Annotated in this window: 18 protein-coding genes; 7 read left to right on the plus strand and 11 right to left on the minus strand. The window is 69.1% G+C overall.

Annotated features, from left to right (window positions below; all coding sequences use genetic code 11):
• Positions 1-121: 121 nt before the first annotated feature.
• Positions 122-1,021, plus strand: a complete 900-nt coding sequence (locus tag ACFFIC_RS22005) for a LysR family transcriptional regulator (protein ID WP_377054351.1) — start codon at positions 122-124, stop codon at positions 1,019-1,021.
• 17 nt (positions 1,022-1,038) lie between these two features.
• Here the strand turns inward: ACFFIC_RS22005 and ACFFIC_RS22010 are convergent, their stop codons facing one another.
• The 6 genes from ACFFIC_RS22010 to ACFFIC_RS22035 all read right to left on the minus strand — a co-directional run bounded on the left by ACFFIC_RS22010 (position 1,039) and on the right by ACFFIC_RS22035 (position 6,697).
• Positions 1,039-2,061, minus strand: a complete 1,023-nt coding sequence (locus tag ACFFIC_RS22010; protein ID WP_308219911.1) for a YeiH family protein — start codon at positions 2,059-2,061, stop codon at positions 1,039-1,041.
• 218 nt (positions 2,062-2,279) lie between these two features.
• Complete coding sequence (locus ACFFIC_RS22015) at positions 2,280-2,813, minus strand: DUF4142 domain-containing protein (RefSeq protein ID WP_377054355.1); 534 nt, start codon at positions 2,811-2,813, stop codon at positions 2,280-2,282.
• A gap of 38 nt (positions 2,814-2,851) precedes the next feature.
• The gene (locus ACFFIC_RS22020) at positions 2,852-4,018 is read right to left on the minus strand and encodes a molybdopterin-dependent oxidoreductase (protein ID WP_377054357.1); all 1,167 of its coding nucleotides are present in this window, start codon (positions 4,016-4,018) and stop codon (positions 2,852-2,854) included.
• A gap of 229 nt (positions 4,019-4,247) precedes the next feature.
• A complete protein-coding gene (locus ACFFIC_RS22025) occupies positions 4,248-5,051 on the minus strand; it encodes a universal stress protein (RefSeq protein WP_377054385.1) in 804 nt (267 codons plus the stop codon).
• A gap of 39 nt (positions 5,052-5,090) precedes the next feature.
• Positions 5,091-5,480, minus strand: coding sequence for a c-type cytochrome (locus ACFFIC_RS22030; RefSeq protein ID WP_377054359.1), 390 nt, complete (start codon positions 5,478-5,480; stop codon positions 5,091-5,093).
• Between the two features lie 11 nt (positions 5,481-5,491).
• Positions 5,492-6,697, minus strand: a complete 1,206-nt coding sequence (locus ACFFIC_RS22035) for a molybdopterin-dependent oxidoreductase (protein WP_377054361.1) — start codon at positions 6,695-6,697, stop codon at positions 5,492-5,494.
• Between the two features lie 221 nt (positions 6,698-6,918).
• Between ACFFIC_RS22035 and ACFFIC_RS22040 the strand changes: the two genes are divergently transcribed.
• Positions 6,919-7,467: a hypothetical protein gene (locus ACFFIC_RS22040; protein WP_377054363.1), complete on the plus strand. Its 549-nt coding sequence runs from the start codon at positions 6,919-6,921 to the stop codon at positions 7,465-7,467.
• Positions 7,468-7,523: 56 nt separating this feature from the next.
• Here the strand turns inward: ACFFIC_RS22040 and ACFFIC_RS22045 are convergent, their stop codons facing one another.
• The 4 genes from ACFFIC_RS22045 to ACFFIC_RS22060 are packed head-to-tail and all read right to left on the minus strand — an operon-like array spanning position 7,524 to position 10,408.
• Entirely contained in the window at positions 7,524-8,513 is a 990-nt protein-coding gene (locus ACFFIC_RS22045) for a beta-propeller fold lactonase family protein (protein ID WP_377054365.1), read from the minus strand.
• A gap of 19 nt (positions 8,514-8,532) precedes the next feature.
• Positions 8,533-9,399: an anti-sigma factor family protein gene (locus ACFFIC_RS22050; protein WP_377054367.1), complete on the minus strand. Its 867-nt coding sequence runs from the start codon at positions 9,397-9,399 to the stop codon at positions 8,533-8,535.
• Positions 9,396-9,944, minus strand: coding sequence for a sigma-70 family RNA polymerase sigma factor (locus ACFFIC_RS22055; protein WP_377054369.1), 549 nt, complete (start codon positions 9,942-9,944; stop codon positions 9,396-9,398). Before ACFFIC_RS22055 ends, ACFFIC_RS22050 begins: the two co-directional genes overlap by 4 nt.
• Positions 9,945-9,952: 8 nt before the next feature.
• A complete protein-coding gene (locus ACFFIC_RS22060) occupies positions 9,953-10,408 on the minus strand; it encodes a nuclear transport factor 2 family protein (protein WP_377054371.1) in 456 nt (151 codons plus the stop codon).
• Positions 10,409-10,619: 211 nt separating this feature from the next.
• On the opposite strand from ACFFIC_RS22060, the gene ACFFIC_RS22065 reads away from it, so the two are divergent.
• Both ACFFIC_RS22065 and ACFFIC_RS22070 read left to right on the plus strand, forming a co-directional pair.
• A complete protein-coding gene (locus tag ACFFIC_RS22065; protein ID WP_377054373.1) occupies positions 10,620-10,874 on the plus strand; it encodes a type II toxin-antitoxin system Phd/YefM family antitoxin in 255 nt (84 codons plus the stop codon).
• Positions 10,874-11,305 carry a type II toxin-antitoxin system VapC family toxin gene (locus ACFFIC_RS22070; protein WP_377054375.1) on the plus strand — a complete coding sequence of 144 codons (432 nt, stop codon included), beginning with the start codon at positions 10,874-10,876 and terminating at the stop codon, positions 11,303-11,305. Before ACFFIC_RS22065 ends, ACFFIC_RS22070 begins: the two co-directional genes overlap by 1 nt.
• Before the next feature lie 247 nt (positions 11,306-11,552).
• Here ACFFIC_RS22070 and ACFFIC_RS22075 read toward each other — a convergent pair whose 3' ends face one another.
• Positions 11,553-12,491 (minus strand): hypothetical protein, encoded by a 939-nt coding sequence (locus tag ACFFIC_RS22075; protein WP_073138426.1) that lies wholly within the window; start codon positions 12,489-12,491, stop codon positions 11,553-11,555.
• Between the two features lie 1,252 nt (positions 12,492-13,743).
• Here ACFFIC_RS22075 and ACFFIC_RS22080 point away from each other — a divergent pair.
• The 3 genes from ACFFIC_RS22080 to ACFFIC_RS22090 all read left to right on the plus strand — a co-directional run bounded on the left by ACFFIC_RS22080 (position 13,744) and on the right by ACFFIC_RS22090 (position 18,776).
• Entirely contained in the window at positions 13,744-13,977 is a 234-nt protein-coding gene (locus ACFFIC_RS22080) for a hypothetical protein (protein ID WP_377054377.1), read from the plus strand.
• A 112-nt stretch (positions 13,978-14,089) separates the two neighbouring features.
• Positions 14,090-15,478 (plus strand): Y-family DNA polymerase, encoded by a 1,389-nt coding sequence (locus ACFFIC_RS22085; protein ID WP_377054387.1) that lies wholly within the window; start codon positions 14,090-14,092, stop codon positions 15,476-15,478.
• A gap of 7 nt (positions 15,479-15,485) precedes the next feature.
• Positions 15,486-18,776: an error-prone DNA polymerase gene (locus ACFFIC_RS22090; RefSeq protein ID WP_377054379.1), complete on the plus strand. Its 3,291-nt coding sequence runs from the start codon at positions 15,486-15,488 to the stop codon at positions 18,774-18,776.
• Positions 18,777-19,059: the final 283 nt, after the last annotated feature.

Raw genomic sequence — 19,059 nt, forward strand, 5'->3', positions numbered from 1 at the left:
CCGGACCTGTGGGTGGTGATCGTGGACTACCTAGCCGCGGCCTTTCCCGCCCGGCGCAGCAATCCCCGCGCGCGCAACCCCTTCCTGATCGAATGATGCATCCCCCAAGGAAAGCGGTCCCGTGACCCCCGAACAGTTGCGCGTCTTCGTCGCGGTCGCTGAGCGTCAGCACGTGACGCGCGCGGCGGAAGCGCTGCACTTGGCACAATCGGCCGCCAGCGCTGCGATCGCCGCCCTGGAACAGCGCCACGGCGTACCGCTGTTCCACCGGGTCGGGCGGGGGATCGAGCTGACAGAAGAGGGGCACGCCTTCCTGCCGGAGGCGCGTGCCGTGCTGGCCCGTATCGAGGCGGCGGAGCTCGCCCTGGCCGAACTGGGTGGCTTAGTACGCGGCACCCTCCCGGTCATGGCGAGCCAGACTGTTTCCGGCTACTGGCTGCCACGCCACCTCGTCGGCTTCCGGCGGGTCTATCCCGGCGTCACCGTACGCCTGTCGATCGGCAACACGGCCCAGGTAGCGGCCGCCGTGCGCGGCGGCACGGCCGAGATCGGCTTCGTGGAGGGCGCGCTCGACGACCCCGAACTGGAAGGCCTCACGGTCGCCACCGACCAGCTCTTGCTGGTGGTCGGCCCGGATCACCCCTGGGTGGAGGCACCGCCCGATACGGTAACGGCCCTGGCTGAGGCCGGGGCCGGAGATTGGGTGCTGCGCGAACCGGGTTCCGGCACCCGTTCCGCCTTCGAGGCGTCGCTGCGCGAGGCGGGGCTGGACCCAGCGGCGCTGGACGTCGCCCTGGAACTACCATCGAACGAGGCAGTGCGGGCAGCGGTGGAGGCGGGCATGGGCGCCACGGTGATCTCCGCCTCCGTCGCGGCCCCCTCGATCGAGGCCGGGCTGCTGCACCACGTGGCGCTGCCGATGCCGCAGCGGGCGTTCCGCGCCGTGTGGCACCGGGAGCGGCGCCGCAGCCGAGCCGCTGGGGCGCTGCTCGACCTGATCCATGCCCCGAACCCGCGCTGAGGCACCGGGTCGCCCCGTCACGCCACGCCGAGCAGGCGGATCAGGCCGAGGCTGATCGCGCCGAGCACGACCAGCGACAGCACCACCGCGGCCGTCACCGGCCCGCCGGCGCGTGCCACCACCCGCACGTCCACGCCCAGACCGAGGGCGGCCATCGAGACCACCGTCAGCGCGGTGGCAGCGGTCGCCAGCGGCGGCAGCAGCGCGTCCGGGATGGCACCGAGCGAGCGCAGCGCGATCATCGCGAGGAAACCGAGGATGAACCAGGGCAGCAGCCGATGTAGCGGCAGGCGGCCGGCTTTGGGGCGATCGCCCGCCGTGACGTGCGGGGCGGGCTCGTCCGTCTCCTCCCGCAGCCGGGGCGCCAGCAGCGACAGGGTGAGCACCACCGGCCCGAGCATCAGCACGCGCACCAGCTTGACCAGGGTGCCGACCTGTACGGCAATTGCTGCGATCGGCGCGGTGGCGGCCAACACCTGCGGCACGGCGTAGACGGTCAGCCCCGCGAGCACGCCATACTGATGGCCCGTCAGTCCCAGCAGCGGCGCGAGCAGCGGCAGCCCGAGCACGGCCATCACGCCGAGCACGGCGGTGAAGGCAATGGAGGCCGCCACGTCGTCGCCGTCTGCCCCGATCACGGGCGCCACGGCCGCGATCGCCGAGTTGCCGCAGATGGAGTTGCCGCAGGCCACCAGCAGCGCCATACGCACGGGCAGGCCGAGCAGGCGCCCGATGCCGTAGCTGGCGAGGATGGCGACGGCGACGACGCCGGCGATGCCGAGCAGCATCCACGGTCCGATCGCGAGCACGGTGGCAGCGCTGACGCTGGCGCCGAGCAGGACCACGGCCACCTCGAGCAGGGTCTTGGCCGAGAACTCGATGCCCGGCCTCCAACGCGCCCCGGGTGGCCAAGCGGTGCGAACAGCGGTGCCGATCAGGATCGCCAGCACCAGCGCCTCCAGCCAGGCACGGCCGAAGAGGGCGGCCTCGGCGTGCTCCAGGGCCAGGGCGGCGAGGGTGACCGCGACGCAGAGTGCCACGCCCGGCAAAACCCGTATTGGAAAAGGAGAGTTGGCCGCAGGGACAATAGCCGCCCGGGGCTGTGGTATCGGCGTGATCTTCACGGACATGATCCTTGTGTTGCCCGGAAGATGGCGGAATGGATCGATCGGCTCCAACGCAGCATCGCGTTCGAACCGATCGCTCCCGCGGATGGATGGGCGCGTCACCAACAGATCCAGCGCCTCCGGCGGGCCCGTCAGTGCCCGAGCGCTTCCGCCATCCGGAGATGTTCCCGCAGCACCGGCAACAGGTTCCGTGCCCAGGCCCGGAGCTGCGGGTTGTCGCCGCTCTCGGCATAGCGTTGGAACAGCGAGATCGCATCTCTGTGGGCGGTTAGCTGATCCTCCCGGTACTGCCGGTTGAACTCGTCGCCCGTAAGGCCGCGCAACCGCGCCAGCATCGCCTGCCGGCTGCCATCCATCGTTGGTGGGATCGTCGTTCCGCCCGCGTGCCGCCGCACCAGCAGCGTGAGTTCCGCCGACGACTTCTGGTGCGCCTCGTTCATGCGGGCGGCGAAGGCGCGGATCGGCACATCGCCGCGGATGGCGGCGAGCTCGCTCGATCCCGTCTCAAACATGTCGCCGATCGCGGCCTCGCGTACGAAGTCGTCGGTGGACGAGCTTACTCCGACCAGCGCATTCAGGCCGGTCCGTTCCCCGACGGACTGGGCCGATACGGGGGGCGCCATCCCCATCGCCAAGGCGATGGCGGCGATCAGCAGCTTGTTCATGGAGCCTCCGGACCTCGTTGGCATCGGCATCACCGACCTCAGCCCACGGTCACGGAAATGCGGTGCCATGCGGTGCAAAGGTAGCCCGGGAAGTTCCAGATCTCCTCGGCCGTGGCGGGCTGGACCCGGCCGGCACCGTCCACCGCCCGCACGACCAGCTCGTGCTCCCCCCGCGGCAGGTTCAGGGCCGCGTTCCAGAAGGTCCAGCTCCAGGGCGCGTCCGCGTGCTGCTCGACGGTGGCCTGCATCCACTGCCGCCCGCCATCGGCGGAAACCTCGACCCTGGCGATCGGCTGCCCGGTCGCGATGGCGTAGCCCCGGACCCGTGCGTCGCCGGCCGGCAGGCGCGCACCGGCCGAGGGCTCCAGGATAGCGGAGGTGAGCGGCATGTCGTTGATGACCACGCCCCTGCTCAGATCCTCGGTCAGCTTGGTCATATCCGGCGGGAGCATCATGTAGAGGTTGGCCTGGATGTGGTTGTCGGACGGCCTGTCCTGCACGGTGATTGCGGCCAGCCACTTCGGGCTGCGCACACCCGCGTAGCCCGGCGTCACCACCCGCAGGGGGAACCCGTGCCGCGCCGTCAGCGGCTCGCCGTTCATGGTGAAGGCGAGCAGGGTTTCCGGCGACATCGCTTTGGCCAGGGGAATGGACGCCCCGTAGCGGAAGCGCTCGCCCTCCTCCTCGATCTCGTCATGGGAGTCGAACGCGACGTGCAGGTCGGCCCTCTCCCGGGCGCCGGCCGCGCGCAGCACGTCGCCCAGGCTCACCCCACCCCACTCGGCGTTGCTGATCGCCCCGGCCTGCCAGGCGTCGCCGGAGACGTGCTTGACCAAGCCCATGTCGGCGCGCCGGTTTCCGGCGCACTGCAGCACCGCCGTGACGCGCCGCTGCGGAAAGCGGGAGCGCAGGTCGTTCAGGGACAGTTCCTGGGTCGGCAGGCCCTGGCCACCGAGGCGAAGCCTGTAGTCCTCCGCCCGCAGATCGGGGATCGTGCCGTGGGAGCGGATGTAGAAGTCCCGCTCCGGCGTGATGAAGGCGGCCCGCAGCGCGCTCCCTCGCGGCTCCGCGTTGAGCGGGTAGCCGCGATGCACGATCATGTCGGGGGTGGCTCGCGCGTATTGCGCTCGCGCGGGCGGGATGCCCGCCGCGGCGGCCATCAGGGCGGTACCCGTGCCGCGGACCAGCGCACGTCGGTTCATCATGGACTTGGCTCCCTTGGTGGCGGCCGGTTCGGCTCTGCCTCTGATTGAAAGGTCTGGGTCTCGCCCGCCCGATCGGCCACGGCGTTCGCGGCCCGCAAGCTAGGCCTCACCGCGTGGCATAGCGCGCCACCGATCCCGGCGCCGAGGAACACCGCCAGATACCCCAGCATCGCTGACAGCGCCCCTTGCCAGGCGCCAGGCCAGCTGACCCGTTCTATCGCGCTTTCCTTCATCGATGCAGGAAAACCGGCAGGGTCGCGTCGCGCAGCACATCCCGCGTCGCGCCACCGAACAGCCATTCCAATACAGCGGGACGGTCGTAGCTGCCCATCACCAGCGCGTCGGCCCCGATGCGGCCGCAGGCGCCGAGCAGCGCAGCGCCGACCGGCCCGCCGCCCTCCAACGGCAGGACGTTTGCCCCGACGCCGGCCTCACCGAGCCGCTCCGCCGCCTCCGACGCATCCGGCCGGTTGCTCTCCCCGCCGGCGACCAGCACTGTCACCTCGGTCGCGCGCCGCAGCCAGGGCAGGGCGGCGGCGAGGGCGCGCCTCGCCGCGTCCTCCGGCTCCCACGCCAGGGCAAGGTGCGCTAGGGCGGCCGGAGGAGGAGCGTCGGGCACCAGCAGCAGCGGCGGGCCGGCGTGGAAAACGGCCTCGTGCAGGGCATCCTGACCATCGAGGTTGCGCGGGCGCGCCAGTACGACCAGCGCCGCCCCAGCCGCCGCGGCAGCAACGACCTCCCCGATGGCGCCCGGTCGCTCGCGCCACTCCGCCTCCCCGCCCCCGGGCGATGCGGCGACCCATTCGTCAAAAACGGTGCGCACGGCCGCCGCGCGCGACACGGCCGAACCCTCCCGTGCCTCACGCAGCTCCTGGATGGCCACTTCCTCGGCCGCCGCGATGAGCCGCTCAGGGTCCGCGTTGGGGTGCAGCACGACGAGGCGCGCATCGTCGACCGCAGCCCGGGCGAGTGCGGCGTGCTCAAGACAGGCGCGCGCCGTGCCGGGCTCCGGAACGACGGCCAGGATCAACATGGGCACCGCGACGCCTCCATCCCCCTCGTGCCCCGCCGTTCAGGGTCGCGGCAGCGACGCGAGGTACTCGGCGATCGGTTCCACGTCGGCCTCCGCGACGGGAGCATGGTAGGCGGTGCGCATCTTGCGGACCTCCTCCTCCCACACGGCCCGGCTGAGGGGGGGCTGGTTCAGCACCATCCCGGCGGAGTGGCAGGATAGGCAGTTGGCGTTCGCCACCTCCGATCCCGGCCCCTGGAATTGTCGATCCCCCGCCGGCAGCTCGATGCTGGCGTTGTGGAAGGGATAGGCCGCCTCGGCCGCGGCGAAGCGCAGGGCTTCGGGCGTGGGCGGGTAGGGAGCGGGCGGCGCCGGCGGTGACTTGCCGAAGAGAGCGAGGGAAATCCCCGCGACCGCCACTATGCCGTAGCAGAAGTTCTGGAAGGACATGCCCCTGCTCCTCAGCCGATCCGAACCGAGGTGGTCTCGATGCCGTTGCGCATGTAGCCACCGCCGTTCCAGTTGGGCTCGGCCGGCTGGGCCAAACCGTCGTTGTTCGTGCAGCGCACCATGATCCGCGCCTCGCCGCGTGCTGTGGGCGTGAAGCCCGCCTCCCAGCGGCGAAAGCCGTACTTGCCCTCGTCTGGGCCGAGGGTTGCGGGCTGCCAGGAGGCACCGCCGTCGGTGGACACGTCCACCGCTCGCACGCCGGTCGAGCCGCCGAAGGCGATGCCGCGCAGCGGCGCGGGCGCCCCCATCGGCAGGCCCGCGCCGTCCCGGAGGTTGGTGACGAAGGAGCGCGGTACCATGCGGTTGATCGGCACCGTCCCGAAGCCGGTTTGGCCCGGGCGCACGTTGGCCCCGGGGGTGTCGGGGATGCGGTAGGCGGTCTTCATCCAGTAGTTCTCGTCGGGTCCGTCGAGCACCTCGATGCTGTTGAGCGCCTTGACCCAGTAGGTCGAGAACCAGCCGGGCACGATGAGGCGGATCGGGAAGCCGTGGTTGAGCGTCATCGGCTCGCCGTTCATGAGGTAGGCGATCATCACCTCGCCGTCGCGGGCGTGGTCCAGGGCGAGGGACTTCATGAAGTCCGGACCCTCCTGTACCACCGGCTGGTCGAGCGCCCCAAAGCGCACGACCGTGGCGCCCGCCCGGACGCCGGCACGGTCCAGAACGTCGCGCAGGCGCACACCCACCCACTTGGCGTTGCCCATGGCGCCATTGCCCCACTGGGCGCCGGGCACGCGCGGCTGGAACAGGCCGCGGGAATTGCCCGAGCACTGGTTGACCGCCGCCAGTTCCACCCGCGGCAGGTTGTACAGCTCCCGTAACGTCAGGGAGAGCGGCGCGTTGACGTGGCCCTTCACCTCCAGGCGGAAAGCGTTCACGTCCACCTCGGTCGGGATCACCGCCCAGTGCCAGCGCACGTAGAAGCGGTTGTTCGGGGTGAAGGTGCCCTCGTCGAACACTTCGAAGGGCGTTTCCAGCAGCGGCGGGCGGGTCCGCTGCAGGATCATCGCGCCCTTCTGCGGGTAGTCCGTGATCAGGGGCCGTACCCCTCCGCCGCCGGGCAGGTTCAGATCCACCTCGGCCGCTCGGGCACCGCTGACCCATGCCGCGGCAAGGGCGGCCGCGCCACCGAGCAGGTGCCTTCTGCTGGTTGTCATCCTTACTTCTCCCCTGCCCTTCGCATCGAGAACCCGGTGACCAAGGTGCGTATTCCTGGATCGACGGTCCAAGTCATGATGGCGATCGGAGTGATCGCTTTGGCTGAACAACGCTCCACCCGTGGGATCATCACGCATCGCGATGGAACTGATCGGGGCACGGTGTTGGTCACGGCGGCACCCGACCCCGAGCTTAGGCAGGCCGAGGAACGGAGGATTCCATGACTATCGAAGCGCCTGCTGAGCCCCGCACGATCCGCGAGGTGGTCGGTCTGTTCGACACCTACCCCGCGCTGGAGCGGGCTGTTGACGAACTGCTGACCTCGGGCTTCGCGCGATGCGAGCTGAGCCTGCTGGCCGAGGCTGGAGCCGCCTCGGGCAAGACGTCCGTCGAGCTGGCGGACGATCCCGCGGCGCCGCGCACGGACCATTTCTGCACCGAGGCGCTGGGCAACGCGGAGGGATCGCTGATCGGCGGCTTCGCGATCATCCCGGCGATGAGCGGGGGTGGGGTTGCGGCGGCAGCGGGCGCCACCACCCTGGCGGCCGCCGGTGTCGCCGCCGCCACGGGCGGGGTCGGCGCGGTGCTGGGCACCCTGTTGGCCGTGATGCTGGCCCGCCGCCGCGCGACGGACCAGGCGCAGCAGACAGTCGAGGGCGGGCAGCTGCTCTGGGTCCGTACCCGATCGCCGGAACTGGAGCGGCGTGCCCTCGACGTTCTGGAGCGGAACGCCGCCCACCACGTCCACGCGCACGACCTGCCGGTCTGACGTGGAGGCGGCCCGGGCGGCCAGTTGGCCGCCGGGCCGCCCGCAGTGCGTCCGCATCAGCCGCCCGGCGACAGGGTGCGCGCCACCCGATTGCCAGCGCGGTCCACCACGGCGATGCCGAGGTCACGGTTCAGCACGTAGGCGCGCGCCCCATCGCGCGAGAAGACAATCGCTTGGCGCGGCTCCTGCAGCCCTGTCACCGTTGCCACCACCGCCCGGGTGCCGGTATCGATGACGGAGAGCGAGTTGTCCTGGAGGTTGCCCGAGTAGACGTAGCGCCCGTCCGGCGTCAGGGCGGCGCCGTAAGGGTCGCGGCCCACCGGCACCTCCGCGGCGATCCGCCGGGCGGCCACATCCACCACGGACACGGTGTTCCGCCCGCTGTTGGCAGCGTAGATCGTGCCGCCGTCGGCGGTGACGGAGATGGCGCGCAGCTTGTCGAAGCCGGTGATCTCGCCTGTGATCCGGTTCGTCGCGGTGTCGATCAGGGTGATCTTGTCGCCGAGAAAGTTGGTGACGAAGAGCGTCCCGCCGTCCGGCGAAAGGCGCACGCCCTGGCGCGGCTGGGCGAGACCGGTCACCACCGCCTCCGCCCGCCCGCTGCGCGTATCAAAGACGGAGACGGTGCTGGCAGCCTGATTGTTGACGTAGAGGCGCGCGCCGTCGCGCGAGAGGGTCGTGCCGAAGGCGCCGGCACCGGCCGCAAGGGTGTCGACCTGCCGCAGCGTGGCGGTCTCGAAGACGTTTACGCGCCCGGTTCCGCTGTCCGACACGTAGAAACGGGCGCCGTCGGGCGAGAAGACGATGTTGCGCGGCGTGGTAAAGCCCTCCAGCCGCTGCCGCACCCGCCCTGCGGCCATGTCGTAGACGATCACCACCGGGTCGTCGCTGTAGGAGACGACGGCCGTTCCCTCGTCGGGGCTGAGGGCGAGGGAGTTATTCTTGATACTCCCGTCGAAGCCGGCGGCGAGGGCCGGCAGCGCCGCGGCAAGCAGGAAGCCGGCGGCAAGCAGCAGGGCGCGTGGACGCGCGAGGCGAGTGGTCATGGCGGGGTTCCCGTTCATATCAGAGGCTCGGTGCCGGACGCCCGTTCGGGGCAGCCGGGGTGGTCAGGACCTGGCGGTGGACGGCCTCGGCCAATCCCAGCAGCGCCGGGCGGTCGATCCCCTGGGCGAGCACGGCGTAACCGAAGCCGCGATCCACCCACCAGAAGCCGGAAACGCCGCCGGCGGCGTCGTCGGTGAAGCGGAAGGCGGTCTCGCCCTCCTCAGCGCGGTCAGCGCGCAGGTAGAGGGTCAGCCTCGCCCCGGCGGCGGCCTCGTACATGAGCTGGGCGGCAGGGTCGCCGCCAGCACCGGGCAGCAGTCGGCCGCCCATCAGGCGGTAGCCTTGGGCTGCCAGGTTGGGTGCGGAGACGGGACGCGACAGGCGGTTGGAAAGCCAGCGCAGCAGCAGATCCTCCTGCTGCGCCGCCACCTCCACCGGACGCCGCGCGTCGGCCACGAAAACCAGGTGGGCAGCGATCGCCTCGGCCACCATGGGACGAGGCCCGGCTTGCGCCACCACCGGGCGCGGCGCACCGGCGGGGACGAGGCCGTGCCCGGCCCAGCCCAGCCCAGCGCCGAGCACTACCCAGGCAAGGACGACGGCGGTTCGGCGCCAGCCCTGGGCCCGCGCGCGGTCCTGCCGGGCCTGAATATGCGCCACCCGTAGCCGGGCCGGGATCGGCGCGTCGTGGGAAGGCCGGAGCGCCGCGCGCAGGGCCTCGCGCTCGGCTGCCATGGCACGGCAGCGCGCCGCCGCCTCGGGGTTGGCTTCTAGCCAGGCCTCGATGTCGCGCAGCCGCCCGGAGGGCAGCCGCCCGTCGATCCAGGCCTGCAGGTCGTCCTCGGTGACCGGGAAAGACCCAATCGGGGTCGGATCATGCGTCACTTCACCCTCCGCAGGGCCGGACGCGCGGGCGCGTCCTCGCCCTCAATCAGCCGATGCAGCCGCGCCCGTCCCCGGCTCAGCCGCGACATCACCGTGCCCAGCGGCACGCCGAGCAGCCGGGCCGTCTCCTCGTAGGAGAAGTCTTCAACGCCCACGAGGAGCAGCACAACGCGCTGTTCCTCCGGCAGGGCGGCCAGCCCGGCCAGGGCATCGCGCCAGACGAGCAGGCTCTCCGCTGCGGTTCCGGCGGCCTCGTCGGCGAACGCCTCCCCGGTATCCCCCTCCACGGGCACGACCTCGCCGCGGCGTCCTGCGCCGCGACGGCCATTGAGGAACAGGTTGTGCAGGATGGTGAAGAGCCAGGCCCGCAAGTCGCCTTCCGCCCGGCGCAGGTGCCAACGGGATAGGGCTCGCTCCAGGCAGTCCTGCACGAGGTCATCGGCCGCCGTGCCGTCCCGCAGCAGGGCCCAGGCGAAGCGTCGCAGCGCCGGGATGTGGCGCTCGATCGTGTCGGCCGTATCGGCCGCCCTGCCTCGCCCGAACATGGCCCGGATCAGCCCGGCAGGTTCGGATCGACCTGCCAAGTCTCGCTCACCAGCCGGCCCTCGCGGTAGGTCATGACGTAACGTACCTTGACGGTCATGCGGCCAGCGAAAGCCACGTCGGCGACCACCGTCTGCCCGCGCGGGTTGGCACTCTCGAGCACCTGACCGATCCGGGTCTGCATGGGCCCCTGCGCCGCGATGAACTTGCCCCAGACTCCGCCGATGGCGGCCTGGCCGGCATAGCGACCATCGAGCGGGCCACCGACCCACTCCAGCACGGCGTTGTCGGCGTAGCTGCCCATCACGGCCGCGGTGTCACCCGCCGCGATAGCCGCGATGCGGCGCTGGGCCATGTCCGCGGCAGGGCCGGCCTGGGCGGGACTGGGCAGGGTGGCGCAGCCCGTTCCCAGGACGAGGGCACCCATGGCCAGAAGACCAAGGGAGCGGCGGCGGGGATAGAGCATCGGCAGGGTGCCTCGCATCGGAGTTGATGCCGGTAAGACACCGCTCGCGGCCGCTTATTCCCGTGGGTTCCAGAAAATCTCACCGACCTTCAAGGGCCTCGACAGGCGTGTTCACGACGAAAGCGCAGGGGGTTGGTCGAAGCTTGGTTGTTGACGCGGATGCAGGGGAACCACACAGTATAAACGTTTCTACATTCGCGCGGGGTTTGCTATGGTCATCACGACCCTCACCAGTCGGGAGTTCAACCAGGACACCGGGCGGGCCAAGAAAGCCGCGGGTCACGGACCTGTCGTCATCACCGACCGAGGTCGACCGGCGCATGTTCTGCTGAGCTTCGAGGATTACCAGCGCCTCCGCGGAACCCCTACCGGGATCGCCGACCTGCTGGCGATGCCCGGCGACGAGGACATCGACTTCGACCCCGCGCCGATCCGCCTCGGCTTGCAGCCTGCCGATCTGGCTTGATGTTCCTCCTCGACACCAATGTCGTCTCGGAATTGCGCAAGGTCCGGTCGGGAAAGGCCCATCCTGCCGTATCGCGTTGGGCCGACGGCGTGGAGACCGCGAGCCTGTTCCTCTCGGCCATTACGTTGCTTGAGCTTGAACTCGGCGTTCTGCAGGTTGAGCACCGCGATCCCGACCAGGGAGCAATGCTGCGACGCTGGCTGGACGAGCAGGTCCTGCCGGCGTTCCAGCCACGGATCCTGCCGATCGACGACCGCGTGGCGCAACGCTGCGCGCGGCTACATGTGCCGGATCCCAAAGCCGAACGCGATGCGTTGATCGCGGCAACCGGTCTGGTGCACGGCTTTACGATCGTCACCCGGAACACGCGGGATTTCCTGGCGACCGGTGTCACTCTCCTGAACCCATGGTTGAGCGAGGAAGCTGGTTAGCCCCTACCTCGACCGTTGGCTCGTCTGACCGTTACCTACCCCCCGAGGCGTTATCACGAGTAATGGGTCGCGTGCATGCTGTTGGTTGTTGCTCGGCCGAGATCGCGATAGTCTCTGATTGCCATCCTGGATTCCGGGCCGATCATCCTTGATTCTGGGACGGGTCCGGTCGGCCGAGGCGAACCTGAAGCGGACCCGAGCCGAGATCAACCTGGTGGACACGGTCAACGCTGCCTGATGGCGAGGCTCAGATCGGCAGCTCGGCCTGGGGACTGCCGGCCCGAACGTATCGGTATCTGTATGTCTTCGCCCGGCCGGACCCTACGACCTCCTCCACCCACGACGTCAGCCCGCCTGCCTGCTGCATGTCGGCAAGCGCCTGCCGGACCTCCTCTCGCAACTTGACCCGTTTCTTTGTCTCCTCGGCGCGGTAGTCACGCCCGGCCAGTGAGGCCAGCAGTTCCACGTTGATCCAGCTATGGGCAGGCTGGCTGTCAATGTAGGGCCACCAGCATCGCGCGTAATCGGACTTCAATTTGAAGTAAACGTCAGCATCTACTGCGACGAGATGCCGTTCCTCAAGTGTCCGACGGACCCATTCACCATACGACACCGTCAACTTGCTATCGAGCTGGGCACCATCCCACTCGATTCGACCTATTAGGGCATCCGACCAACCGGCTCCGGCGAGCATCCCCCGGGCCTCGGCACGCAGATATTCTTCATGCGATCCACGGAAGACCCTGATCGTTACGCGCTGTAGCTCCTGGAGCACGCGAAGGGCGGTCAGGAGGTTCGTCACGTGGATGGTCAGGCCACTGGCAGCCAGCAGCTCCCGCCACGTCGTCTCGGTCTGGCAGACGACGATCTTCTGCCCAGTCTCGGTGCGGGCCTCGACGCGCTTTGCGCGCAGCCGGAAAAGCGCAACGAGCGCATCCCGATGCCGGGTTCCCAGCTCGCGCCCGGCCACTTCGACCACGCTGTGCGGGGGGACGATGTAGGTCCGACGGAAGTTGCTGTCGGTGTCCAAACCATGGACACGGGCGGCGAATGCACTCGTCCGAGCCAGCCGGGAGGGCATCACGGCGGGGGCACGACGCCCCCTGGCGTTCTGCTTCGTCCGCTCAAGCCGGGCAAGGCGCTTTCGCTCCACCTCGGACAGGAATTTCGGCCCGCTCTCGCTCATTGCCCCAAAATGCCCCTGCGATTCCGCTCGCCGCTGGAATGCTCCCGCGATTCCCGTGGAAGAGGAGCATAGACACGAAGAATGGACCTGAGAGCCCAAAAAATGCTCCCGTGATTCCCGTCACCCGGAGAAGTTATCCCCAGCTCTGGGGACAACAGGAGGCCCTAAGTGAATCCCAGGGGCACTTTCCGTAGAGGCAGGGGCATTACGCGTAAAAGCGGGAGCAGAACCCCCACCTAGGCCACTGAATCGAAACGCAGAATTTCCCTTTAGACTCATATTATTAGACGAATCTTAGACCTTCCGCTGGGGACAACCCTAACGCGGGCTGGTTCCCCATGCTGGTCCTGGAACGGACGTCCAGGTCATGAGGCAGGAACGGCATCGGGAGAAAGGGCTGCTGAAAGGACGGTCCTGGCACCGACTCGGACCAATCAAGGGTGCAGGGAAGAAGCAGAGGAGGGGATCGAGCTCTAAAGTGCCTCCGCAATTACGACTGCCTCGCCCCTTCCAGGGCGGCCACTTTGGCCGCCATCGCGATGTTCAGAGCCTTAGGTCCGCGCACAGTGCCATGACATTGGTCCTCCGGTCCTGACCGTCTTGAGAGAACGCCAGAATGTGGTGGGCCCCGAGGTAACGTCCTGGCCTCGGTCACGAACCCTCGGCGCCGCAGCGTTCGCAGAACCCTCCGGCGCGCAGCAGGACCTCCGCCCACACGCGGGGGTCCCGGACGTAACGGCGGCCCCTAAAAGTGACTGTGTGGTGTGTGTCGGACCCGGCATCGACGTCGTTGAGACTGCCGCCTGTAGCTAGCAGGTCGTGGTCCACGAGTCGCTCAATCAGGCCCGCATGGGGCACCTCGACCATCATGCGCTCCCAGGCCCGCTGAGTGCCCAGGCCACGTAGCGCCGCCATGGAAGCTGCGATCGCATCCTCGTAGTCCGACCGGCTATCTTCAAAAGACGGTGGAGCAGCACCTCAAGGGCGAACTACGGCTCGACAAGACCCTGCATGGCCTCGCCGACATAGCTGGACGGCTGGGCAAGGCGACTCGCAGAAGCCAGGTGCCGCAGGGAAGCTTCGGCCGGCTGCTGGGCTGATTTCTTCACTGCCACGCAAGATTCACCCGGTCATGCAAAGCCTTGTGGGTAGGGCATTCCCGAGTAATGGAGCCTCCTCCTGCAGGTTCGCGGTCGCGTGAGCTGGGAATCAGTTCTTGTTTTGTTCGCGATTCGCCCGATAGGGTGGCGGCATGGCCGACCATTTTCCGAACGAATCCAACGAGAACTCGCTAAGCCCAGCCCGCCCAGAGGAGGTGGCCGACGCACTGTCCTACGCGCTGCGCTACGACGAGCGCGGGCGGCCACGGCCGCACGGTGGGGAGATGGTCGCGGGCTTGGCGGCGCAGCACCTGGCTCAGCATCTCGAGCGGGCCGGCTTCGTGTTGATGCGCAAGCGTCCGGGGCGTCCACACAGTGCGGGGTGACTCGGGTAACGCCCGGCGCTTCATTTCCGTGCATCTTCCGTGGCTGGCGGTGGACGCGCTCCGACGGCGCGAGCCCGACCTCGCAAGCGAGGCAGTGGCGACGTGGCAGACTGTGGGTAACCGCCGCGCGCTGGTTTGCGTCGACGCCCCGCATCTGCACGCAGGGCAGGCCATGGCCGACGCTCAGGCCATGCTGCCGAATCTCGTGTTGCGGCCCGCTGACCCAGGCAGTGAGGCCGAGCTGCTGCAGCGGCTCGGGCACTGGGCCCTGCGTTTCACACCGCTTGTGGCCCTGGATGCCCCAGATGGGCTGGTCCTCGACGTGTCCGGCTGCACCGACCTGTTCGGCGGTGAGATGGCCATGCTCGCGGAGGTGGAGCGCTGTTTCCGCCGGGCCGCCTATCGGGCGCGAGTCGGGATGGCGGGCAGCGCCGATGCTGCAGCAGCCATGGTCCGGAGCGGGCACAACGGCGTTGTTGTTCCCGTCGGCGGCGACCTAGAGGCAATCGGCGCACTGCCGCTTGCTTCGCTGCGGCTTCCTGGCGAGATCGCAACCGGTCTCGCCAGGCTCGGCCTGCTAACGCTGGGCGATGTGCTGCGCCAGCCGCGGGCGCCCCTGGCACGCCGCTTCGGTCGCCCACTACTCGATGCGCTGGATTTCGCCTCAGGCGCGAGGGCGCGGCCACTGAAGCTGGTCCAGCCACCCCCTGCCCTGCTGGCGATCCGCTCTTTCCTCGAGCCGATCGTGACGCGCCCGGCCATCGACCGTGCCGTGGACGCCCTGCTGGAGGAGCTGTGCGCTACGCTCGGTGGGTCGGGCAGCGGTGCCCGACGCCTCAGCCTGCTCGCCTTCCGCGTGGACGGCGAGGTGCAGGAGGTGGTCATCGGTGTCGGCAGTCCCTCGCGTGACGCCGCTCACCTGCGCCGGCTCTTCGCCGAGCGGCTTGGCACCTTGGAGCCCGACCTCGGCTTCGAGCGCATGATCCTGCGTGCAACCGAGACCAACGCACTTCAGGCCGGCCAACTGAGCGGCCTGGGCGGGGACGCCCTGGCCGGCGAGCAAGAGCGGATGCTGTCGAAGCTGATCGACCGTCTCGGCCAGCACGCCGTGATGTGGCGTGTGGCGCCGACCGGAAGCCATTGGCCCGAGGATAGCGTGGCCATGGTCGATCCCTACACAAATCCCGAGGTGCCGGACGCCTGGGAGGAGCGGCGGCGGCCGGTGCGCCTCCTGCGTCAACCGAAGGAACTCGGCGTGGTGGCCGAGGTGCCGGAGGGCCCCCCTGCCCGGCTGCGTCTGGACGGCCGCGTGCTGCGGGTGTTGCACGCCGCCGGCCCCGAGCGGCTGGAACCGGAATGGTGGGGCGACAAGCACGACCGTCCGCGCCGGGATTACTTTCGGGTGCAGACCGAGGAGGGCGGCCGGCTGTGGGTGTGCCGACTCGGGATCGACCGTCCCAACGCCCCGGCACGCTGGTTCCTGCACGGCGTCATGGGCTGATCGCCCTGTGTTCCTTGCCTACGCAGAACTCGGCTGCCGCTCGAACTTCACCTTGCTGGACGGCGCTTCGCATCCCGGCGAGCTGGTGGTGGCCGCTGCAGCGCTCGGCCATGCCGGGGTGGGCATCTGCGATACCAACAGCCTTGCCGGTGCTGTGCGCGGCCACGTTGCTGCCAAGGAGGCCGGCATCCCCTACGTTGTGGGCTGCCGCCTGCAGCTACAGGACAGTGCCGAGTACTTGGTGTGGCCGACCGACCGGGCGTCCTTCGGCCGCCTGACCCGACTGCTTTCGCTGGGCCGCATGCGCTCGCCCAAGGGCGAGTGCAGCCTCACTCATGACGAGATGATCGGACATGCGGAGGGCTGGTGCATGGCGGCCGTATCCCCCGTGCGCCCGGACGCCGCCTTTGGCGATCGCCTACGGGCCGACGCCACGGCGCTGCGCTCTCGGTTGGCGCTGCCGCTGCTCTGCACGGCGACGATCCGTTTCGACGACATCGACGAGGAACGGCTGGAAGCCCTGGCCGAGATGACCGCCCTCGCCCGTGTTGATCTGCTGGCGACCAATGACGTGCGCTACCACGTCGCCTCCCGTCGTCGCCTGGCTGACGTGCTAACGGCGATCCGCCTCGGCCGGCCGGTGGACCGGCTGGGCCGCGATGCCGAGCCCAATGCTGAGCGGCACTTCAAAGACCCAGCCGAGATGGCCCGGCTGTTCCGCCGCGCCCCGGCCGCCCTGCTCAACACCCTCCGTGTCCTCGAGGCCTGCAGGGGCTTCTCGCTGTCCCAGCTGCGCCACGAGTACCCGGACGAGATCATGGAGCCCGGCCGCACGCCGCAACAGACGCTGGAGGGCCGCGTCGCCGAAGCATGCGCCCGCCGTTTCCCGCGCGGCGTGCCCGACGACATCCAGGGCCGCATTGAGCACGAGCTGCGGCTAATCGAGCGGCTGGACTACGCGCCCTACTTCCTGACGGTGGACGAGGTGGTGCGCTTTGCCCGAGACCAGGACATCCTCTGTCAGGGCCGCGGCTCCGCCGCTAACTCCTCCGTCTGCTACGTGCTCGGCATCACCGCGGTGGATCCCTCCAAGCACGACCTCCTGTTTGAACGCTTCCTTTCGGTGGAGCGGGCTGAGCCGCCCGACATCGACGTCGACTTCGAGCACGAGCGCCGCGAGGAGGTGATCCAGTTCATCTACCGCCGCTACGGCCGCGATCGCGCGGCCATCGTGGGCACTGTAATCCGCTTTCGCGGCCGATCGGCGGTGCGCGAGGTCGGCAAGGCGCTCGGGCTGTCGGAGGACGTCACCGGGCGGCTGGCCAAGGCCAGCTGGGGCCCAGGACGGGACGACAGCCTGGCCGAAATCGCGGCGGCCGAGGGCCTCGACCTGTCCGACCGCCGCCTCGGCCTTGCGCTGGAGCTGGCCGAGGAGATCCAGGACTTCCCGCGCCACCTCGCCACCCATGTCGGCGGCTTTGTCATGTCGCGCGGGCCCCTGATCGAGATGGCGGTGGTCGGCAACGCCGCCATGGACGGGCGCACGGTGCTGGAGTGGGACAAGAATGACGTCGAGGCGCTCGGCCTGCTGAAGGTGGACATCCTGGCGCTGGGGATGCTGAGCTGCCTGCGGCGCGGCTTCGACCTCCTGCGCCGGCACCGCATTGCCGACCTCGATCTCGCCGACGTGCCCCGCGACTGCGCCGAGACCTACGCTATGCTGCGCCGGGCCGACTCTCTGGGCGTGTTCCAGGTCGAAAGCCGCGCGCAGATGAACATGCTGCCGCGTCTGCGGCCATCGAAGTTCTACGACCTGGTGGTGCAGGTGGCCCTCGTCCGGCCCGGGCCGATTCAGGGCGACATGGTACATCCCTACCTGCGCCGGCGCTGGGGCGACGAGGCGCCGGTCTACCCCTCCCCCAGCAAGGAACACGGTCCGGAGGACGAGCTAAAGCAGGTGCTCGGCCGCACCCTGGGCGTGCCACTCTTTCAGGAGCAGGCCATGCGGGTGGCCATCGTCGCCGCCGGCTTCTCGCCCGGCGAGGCCGACCAACTGCGCCGCGCCATGGCCACCTTCAAGTACACGCAGGGTGTGGCGGTGTACCGGGACAAGCTGGTCGGCGGCATGATCCGCCGCGGCTACGACCCCGACCTCGCCGAGCGCGTGTTCAGGCAAATCGAGGGCTTCGGCTCTTACGGATTTCCGGAGAGCCATGCCGCCAGCTTCGCACACCTGGCTTACGCCTCGGCCTGGGTGAAGTGCCACCACCCCGCGGTGTTCGCGGCCGCGCTGCTGAACAGCCAGCCAATGGGGTTCTACGCCCCAGCGCAGATTGTGCGCGACGCCCAGCAGCACCGGGTGGTGGTGCGTCGGCTGGACGTGAACGAGAGCCGTTGGGACTGCACCCTGGAGCCGGAGGCACGCAGCGCCGAGGGCCTCGCCCTGCGGCTAGGGCTGCGCATGGCCGCTGGCCTGTCGGCCGAGGACGGGAAGCAAGTGGCCGAGGCCCGGCGGGCGGGCAACGGCTCGCCATATGGCTCGGTGGACGAGGTGGTGCGCCGGGCCGGGGTAGGCCGTAAGGCTATTGAGGCCTTGGCCGAGGCGGACGGCTTTGCTGGCATGGGTCTCGATCGCCGGGCGGCGATGTGGGACGCTAAGGGAGTCGAGAGCGACACCCCTCCCCTACTGCGGCTGGCTGCCCAGGCCGCGGCGGCCGGTGAGCCGCCCCTCCTTGTCGAGCCCTCCCCTGCCCTGCCGGCCGAGGCCGATGGGCAGTCGGTGATGCTGGACTACACTGCGACTGGGCTAACCCTACGTCAGCACCCCCTGGCCCTATTGCGACCGCAACTGCGCGCACTCGGTTGCAGCGGTACCCGCGACCTGGAGGGTATGCGCGCGGGGCAGCGGATCAGGCTGGCTGGCATGGTGCTGATGCGGCAGCGGCCGGGCACGGCCAAGGGTATCGTCTTCATCACGGTCGAGGACGAGCACGGGACAGCGAACCTCGTCGTGTACACCGATGTCGGTACGCGCGACCGGGCCGCGCTCATCGGGGCCCGGCTTATGGTGGTCGAGGCTGGGGTAGAGCGTGAGACCGAACGGGCCGAGGTGCCGATCACCCACCTGATCTGCCGCAAGCTGGAGGATCGCTCCGATCTACTTCGTAGCCTGATGCAAGGCTCACTGCATGAAGGATGGACTGAGCGCGCGATTGGGCGCGCCGACGAGGTCAGGCGCCCGGATCCAGGGTCAGTGCGACCCAACCCCCACATGCCCCAAAGCAGAGATTTCCGTTAATCCTGCTTTCCCGAAACGCCGAAGTCCCGGAAGCAGGAAATCGGGTTAGGCTGGGAACCTTGAGGCGTTCAGTTACCAGATTGGGGCGGCACCTCCTCTCCTGAAATGCAGAGTGTTGGCACACCTGGGGTGTGTGGTCCTCTAGCAATTTGTGTGGGAAATCATGCTGAAAGGGCACTCTATTAGCCCCGTAGTCACCCGCCTTCGCCCGATTTCTGGGTTTCCCGAAACAAAGAAAACCCCGTTTAGGGCTTTCGTGCTAGCCTGAAACCAAGTAACGCTT

It is taken from the genome of Muricoccus vinaceus (assembly GCF_042433125.1).
Taxonomy (GTDB): domain Bacteria; phylum Pseudomonadota; class Alphaproteobacteria; order Acetobacterales; family Acetobacteraceae; genus Roseomonas; species Roseomonas vinacea.